The organism is Candidatus Dormiibacterota bacterium (assembly GCA_035635555.1).
GTDB lineage: Bacteria > Acidobacteriota > Polarisedimenticolia > Gp22-AA2 > Gp22-AA2 > Gp22-AA3.
Genome location: DASQAT010000043.1, coordinates 57,721 through 64,616, shown reverse-complemented (window position 1 = coordinate 64,616; position 6,896 = coordinate 57,721). Strand labels below are relative to the sequence as shown.

Annotated in this window: 4 protein-coding genes; all 4 read left to right on the top strand. The window is 68.1% G+C overall.

Annotated elements, in window-relative coordinates; all coding sequences use genetic code 11:
- A partial coding sequence (locus VEW47_12295) for an SLBB domain-containing protein (GenBank protein HYS05964.1) occupies positions 1–508 on the top strand: 508 nt, incomplete at its 5' end.
- On the top strand, positions 505–2,718 hold the full coding sequence (locus VEW47_12290) for a polysaccharide biosynthesis tyrosine autokinase (GenBank protein HYS05963.1): 2,214 nt from the start codon (positions 505–507) through the stop codon (positions 2,716–2,718). The genes VEW47_12295 and VEW47_12290, both read left to right, overlap by 4 nt.
- 3 nt (positions 2,719–2,721) lie before the next feature.
- Positions 2,722–4,731: an O-antigen ligase family protein gene (locus tag VEW47_12285; GenBank protein ID HYS05962.1), complete on the top strand. Its 2,010-nt coding sequence runs from the start codon at positions 2,722–2,724 to the stop codon at positions 4,729–4,731.
- Positions 4,728–6,890, top strand: a complete 2,163-nt coding sequence (locus tag VEW47_12280; GenBank protein HYS05961.1) for a bi-domain-containing oxidoreductase — start codon at positions 4,728–4,730, stop codon at positions 6,888–6,890. The genes VEW47_12285 and VEW47_12280 overlap by 4 nt, the downstream gene beginning before the upstream one ends.
- The last annotated feature ends 6 nt before the right edge of the window (positions 6,891–6,896 follow it).

Sequence of the window (6,896 nt, the reverse complement as noted above, 5' to 3'; positions counted from 1 at the left end):
CGCTGTCGGCAAGCCCGGCGTCTATCAGATGCTCGGCCCGCGCACGCTCCTCCAGGTGCTGTCCGAGGCCGGCGGCCTCGAGAAGGAGGCCGGCTCGCACCTGTTCGTCATCCGCGCCGTCGCCGGCGGCGCCACCGACGCGATCCCCGTCAAGATCTCTGATCTATTGATGAACCGCGACCCGGATCTCAATCTGGCGATCAGCCCGGGCGACGTCATCAGCGTTCCGCTTGACCGCCCCGTGTACGTCTACGTCGACGGCGCCGTGAAGACGCCGGGACGCCTCGAAGAGCTCGCCAGCCGCCCCATAAGCCTGCTGCAGGCGATCGCCAAGGCGGGGGGTGTGACCGAAAGGGCCAATCTCAAGTCAATCCAGATCCTGAGGCGCGGCAGCGACGGGACGCAGGCCGACCTGCGCGTCAGTCTGAAGAAGATCCGCCAGGGGAAGGACCGCGACCCCGTGCTCGAGGACGGCGACGTAGTCGTGGTGCCGGAGACATTCTTTTGAATCAGGAAAAAGAGATCCACCTGCTCGATTACTGGCACGTCATCCTGAAGCGGCGGTGGGTCGTGTACACCTCCCTCGCGGTGGTGGCGTCGGTCACGACACTCGGGACGTTCCTGCAGCGTCCGGTCTACACGGCGACGACCCGCCTGCAGATCGAGCAGAACACGCCGAAGATCCTGCCGTTCCAGGACGTCATGTCGAGCGTGCCGGATTTCCGCAACGATTTCTACCAGACGCAGTACGGGCTCATCCAGAGCCGGCGCGTGGCGCGCGAGGCGATCGACTCGCTCCACCTGGCCGACATCGACGAGTTCAGGGTCGGCGCATCGCGCGGCGCCGCGGACGGTCCGGCCCCTGAAGAGCAGGCCGAGGCGAAGCGCATCGACAAGTTCCTGAAGAAACTGGCTGTCACACCGGTGCGCAACAGCCGGCTGGTGGACATCGCGTTCGCCTCCTACGATCGGGTGCTGTCGGCGAAGGTGGCCAACCGGGTGGCCGACACCTACATCGCCTTCAACTCGCAGGCGCAGTACAACACCACCGAGCGCGCCACCACCTCCCTCACGCACCAGATCGCCAACCTGCAGGACGAGATCGACGTCAAGGAGAAGAAGCTCCAGGCCTACGCCCGCGACAACCAGATCATCGCCCTCAGCGACAAGCAGAACATTGCCCTCAAGAAGCTCAACGATCTGAGCGACTCGTACACCCGGGCGCAGGCCGAAAGGATCGCGAAGGAGGCGCGCTACGCCGCCCTCCGCGACGCGAGCCCGGGCGACCTTCCCGAAGTGCTCGACAGCCGTCTGATCCAGGACATGGCGGCGAAATACGCCGAGCTGATGCGGCAGCAGGCCGACCTGTCCCAGAAGTTCAAGCCCGACTGGCCCGCGATGCTGCGGCTTCGCCGCGAGATCGAAGAGACCGCCGAGCGCCTGGAGACCGAGCGCAAGGGGATCTACGACCAGGTCCTCGGCGCGGCGGAAAGCGCGTTCCGGTCGGCGAAGAACCAGGAGCAGTTCCTGAAGAGCGCCCTGGACGAGCAGAAACACCTGTCACAAGAGGCGAACCTGAAGGAGATCGACTACAACAACTTGAAGGCTGAGATCGCCAACCAGCGCACCACCCTCGAGGCGCTCGTCAAGCGTCAGAGCGAGACCTCCTCGTCCGCCGGCCTGAACGACCTGGTGGCGGGCAACGTGCGGATCGTCGACGTCGCCGAGGTGCCGAACCGTCCGTCGTCGCCGAAGATCCTCCTGAACATCCTGCTGAGCCTCGTCACCGGCCTGGGCCTGGGCGTCGGCCTGGCCTTCTTCTTCGAGTACCTCGACAAGTCGGTCAAGACGCCGGAGGAGATCCTGCAGGCCGGCGGCATCCCGGCGATCGGCCTGGTGCCGGCCCTGCGTCAGGAGGGGATCGGTCTGCGGGTGGTCAAGTCTGAAGGGGGCGAGAACAGCCGCGGGCAGCTCGTCGAGCTGATCTCGCACGAAGACTCGAAATCGAAGATCTCGGAGGCGTTCCGCGAGATCCGCACGGCGCTCCTGGTCTCGCAGGCGGGCGGACCGCCGAGGACGATCCTGATCACCAGCGCCTATCCGGGTGAAGGGAAGACCGCGGTGGCGATCAACCTGGCGATCACGCTGGCCCAGATCGGCAGAAGGGTCCTGCTGGTCGATGCCGACCTGCGGCGGCCGCGCATCCACAAGATCTTCCGCGTCGAGAACACGCACGGGCTGTCCACGTACCTGAGCGGTTCGGAGGTCGTGTGGCCCGAGCCGATCAAGAGCCCCGTCGAGCGGCTCGATCTGATCCCGAGCGGCCCGATGCCGCCGAACCCCGCCGACCTGCTCGACTCGGATCGCTTCGCCCAGGTGCAGAAGGAGTTCCTCGAGCAGGGATACGACCACATCATCTACGACTCGCCGCCGGTGCTGCCGGTCGCCGACCCCGTCATCATGTCGGTCCGCATGGACGCGGTGGCGCTGGTCGTCCTCGCCGGCGTCACCTCGCGCGACGCGCTGGCCCACGTCGTCAGGCGGCTGCAGCAGGTGAAGGCCCGCGCGGTCGGCGCGATCCTGAACCGGGCCGATCTCGCCTCCCAGCCCTACTACTACGGTTACTCCTACAAGCGCTACTACGGCGACGACGAGAAGCCGGAAGCGCCGCCCGCGGCCGCCCAGGAGCCGAGGCGCGACCGGACGATCCGGGTCTGATCGATGCGCACAGAGCGCGCGCTCCTGGGGCTGTTCCTCCTCCTTCTGGCTCTGGCGCCTCTGCCGTTCGGGTCGGTACAACCCTGGCCGCGCGCGGCTCTCGCGGCCGCCTGCCTGCTCGGGGGGGCTCTCTGGGTCCTCTGGCGCGCGCGGCGCGGTCTGACCCTTTTGCCGTGGAAGGACCCGGTCCTGGTGGCCGGTGTTGTCTTCGCCCTTTTCGGCGCCGCGCAGGTGGTCCCTCTGCCACGCAGTCTTCTCTCGGCCGTCTCCCCCAAGGCGCTCGAGCTCCGCGATCGGTACGAGCCGAAGCCGGCCGTTGCCGCCGTCCCCGGGAGCACGACCGTCGCGTCGTCGAGCCCCGGAGCGGACTGGCGCCCCATGTCGCTCTATCCCTGGGTCACGCGCCGCTCGATCTTCTGGTTCATCGCCTGCCTCACGGCTCTTCTCGTGACCGTCGACCTCGCGGCCTTCGAGTCGTCCCGGCGGGCGATCCTGTGGACCCTGGCGGGGGCCGGCGCGTTCCAGGCGATCTACGGGCTGGCGGAGTACTTCAGCGGGCATCAGCACATCTTCGGGTACGTCAAGACGCGCTACACCGAGGACGCGACCGGCACGTTCATCAATCGGAACCACTACGCCGGCTATCTCGAGATGACCCTGCCGCTGACGATCGCCCTCGCGGCCACGGCGATCGCGCGGCTGCGCGGCGCCCGGGCGGAGGAGCGGGGGAGACGTGCCTTCGGCGCAGCGGTCATCTTCATCCTCGCCTTGACGATGGCGACCGCGCTCGTCTGTTCGCGCTCCCGCATGGGGATCGCCAGCATGATGCTGGCTATCGTCGGCGTCGGGTCGCTTCTCGGAGGGCGGGGGAAGGGGCGGGGCTACGCGGCGGCGGCCTTGATTGTCGCGGGTGCTACGTTTCTCGTCTTCAGCCAGGGTGAGGCCGCGTCGGCGCTCCTCGATCGCTTCGCCCTGGTGCTCGATGAATTCAAGGGGGCCATCGGCCGCGGGGAGATCTGGCGCCAGACCGCCGCGATGGCCCGCGCCTTTCCTCTTGTCGGCGCCGGCCTCGGCACCTTCCCATCCGTCTTCCCTGTGTTCCGGACCGTCGGCGAGGGGACCTTCCTGGACCACGCCCACAGCGATTACCTCGAGCTGGCCGCCGAGGCGGGCGCCGTCGGGTGCCTCATCGTCCTGGCCGGGGGGCTCTACGTGATTCTTTCCGTGGCGCGGCGGCCCGCGGGGCCGGAGACCCAGGGGCACCTCGGGTACGCCACGCTGACGGCGGTCGCGGCCCTGTCGATCCACTCCCTGACCGACTTCAACCTGGCGATCCCGAGCAACGCACTGACGCTGGCGGTTCTTCTGGGGCTCACGCTGCGATGGGCGCGGACGCCGGCGCTGGCCGTCGCCGTGTCGGGGGAGAGCGGCGTCCGATCGACCTCGTGGAGCGCCGTGCCCGTCGCTTTGTTCGTGGCCGCCGCGGTCGCGGCGACGGTGCCCGCGGTCGCGGGAGGAATCGGCCCGGGTGAGCGCGCGTTTCAATCGGCGACACTCCTGGTCGGGCCGGCGATCGGGGATCTGGAGGCGTTCCTGCGCGTCCACACGGGGGACCGGGAGCCGCCGACCGAGACCGGTCGCTATCTCGAGAGGCGAATCGTGGCGGCGATGGAGGTGCTGCAAGAGGGGCTGCGGCGTGAGCCGCTCGACTCTGACGCACACCTCCAGCTGGCGCGGCTGGCCATGGCCCGCTGCGCGGCCGCGTCGCTCGCGGCCGACGAGCCTTCCGGCTGCCAGTCCGAATGGATGACGGAACTGCGCGCCTCGCTCGGCCTGGCGCCGATGAGCACGACAGCCTATGGCGAGGTTGGCAGGCTCCTGCTCGCGGCATGGCCGCTCCTCGACGCGACCGGGAGGGCCGAGGCGTCGCCGATCATCGAGCGGGCCCGGGCGCTGAATCCGGCCGACCAGGGGCTCCGCGCCGACAGGGCGGCGCTCGGAGCAGCGCCATGAAGCAGGTGATCATGGAGCCGAGACACGGGTCGATCGACGTCGTCGATCTCCCGGAGCCGGCGCTGCGTCCGGGAATGATCCTGGTGCGCAACGCCTACTCGGTGATCTCCCCGGGGACGGAGAGAAACGCGATCAAGATCGGCCGCGATTCACTTCTGGCGACGGCCAGGGCCCGGCCCGATCTCGTGCGTCGCGTCCTCGATACCGTCCGGCGCGAAGGTGTCGTGGCCGCCTACAGGAAGGTGCAGGCGCGGCTCGACGAGCTGCGGTCGCTCGGCTACGCCTCCGCCGGCACGGTCGTTGCCGTCGGCACAGGGGTCGAGGGTCTCTTCCACCCCGGCGACCGCGTCGCCTGCGCGGGGGCAGGGTACGCCAGCCACGCCGAGGTGGTCTCGGTCCCGGTGAACCTGTCCGCCCGCGTGCCGCAGGACGTCGGTCTCGAGGCGGCGGCATTCGCCACGCTCGGCGCCGTGGCGCTCCACGGCGTGCGGCAGGCGCGTCCCGCTCTTGGCGAGCGGGTCGCGGTCATCGGCCTCGGCGTGCTCGGTCTCCTGACGGTCCAGCTCCTGCGTGCCGCCGGAGTGCGCGTCATCGCGTTCGATCTCTCGCCCGACCTGGCGCGCCGGGCGCGCGACCTGGGCGCCGAGGCATTGGCGGCGGGGACTAAGGACGACCAGGTGGCCGCCGCGCTCGCCTGGACCGAGGGCGTCGGGGTGGACGGTGTCATCGTCACCGCCGCCTCGTCAAGCGATGCCCCGATGGTCGCCGCCGCCGGCATGTGCCGCGAGCGCGGACGCGTCACGGCCGTCGGCCTCGTCCCGTTCGGGCTGCCGCGCGAAGTCGCCTACCAGAAGGAACTCGAGCTGACCATCGCCAGGTCGTACGGCCCGGGTCGCTACGACCCGGCCTTCGAGGAGAAGGGGCTCGACTATCCCATCGAGTACGTCCGCTGGACCGAGACGCGCAACCTCGAGGCGTTCCTGCAGTTGGTCAAGGAGGGAAGGGTCGATCCCCTGGCGCTCGTGACCCACCGCTTCGGTGTCGAGGAGGCATCGCAGGCCTACGGAATGCTCACGGACGATGGTGACGCGCATCCGCTCGGCATCGTCCTGTCTTATCCGTCCGCGACGACCGAGTCCGTGGCGATCCCCGCCCCTTCGGTCACGACATCACCCCGGCGGCCGGCCGCGTCCAGCGTGCTGTTGGCGAAAGGTCAGCCGGTCGTCGTCGGCTTCATCGGTGCCGGATCGTTCGCGCGCGCGACTCTCCTGCCGATTCTGAAGAAGAGGAAGGACGTGCGTCTGCGGACCGTGGTGACGACGCAGGGAGTCACAGCACTCCAGGCGCAGCGTCGATTCGGATTCGATCGCATCGGCACCGACCCCGACCTCGTCTTCGCCGATCCGAACGTTCACGTGGTCTTCATCGCCACCCGCCACGATTCGCACGCCGACCTGGCGGTCCGCGCGCTCGAGGCGGGCAAGCACGTGTTCGTGGAGAAGCCCCTGGCGATCAACGAGGAGCAGCTCGCCCGCGTCGAGCGCGCCGCGTCCGACGCCCCAGGCATCCTGATGGTCGGCTTCAACCGCCGCTACTCCCCTCACGCGCGCGCTCTCCGTGAAGCTTTCGCGGACCGCGGACCGCTGATGATGACCTACCGGGTCAACGCCCGCCCGCTGCCGCCGGGACACTGGCTCAACGATCCGGAGATCGGAGGCGGTCGAGTCATAGGTGAGGGATGCCACTTCCTTGACCTTCTGTCCTACTTTACAGGTGACGCCGAAATCGTCTCGGTGCAAACCGCATCACTTGGACAATCTCGGCAGACTGTCGAAGACACTTGCATTCTCATATCCTTCGTTGACGGTTCACTGGGGCAGGTACTCTATACAACTAGGGGATCTCCACTTCAGTCCAAGGAGTTAGTCGAAATCCACGGTGGTTCTGCCTCCGCTGTGTTGAACGACTTCCGCGTCTGTACCATCAGCGAAGGACGAAGTACTCGAACGATCAATGGCTCGGGGAAAGGACACGCTGAGGAGCTGCGGGACCTATTCGATGCCTTGCGGGAAAAGGGCGGGGAACCAGGCGATCTAAGGGGCCTCTTCAACGTATCCCGAGCGACCTTCAGAATGGCAAGGGCAGGTCGTGCATTCTAGGGGCTG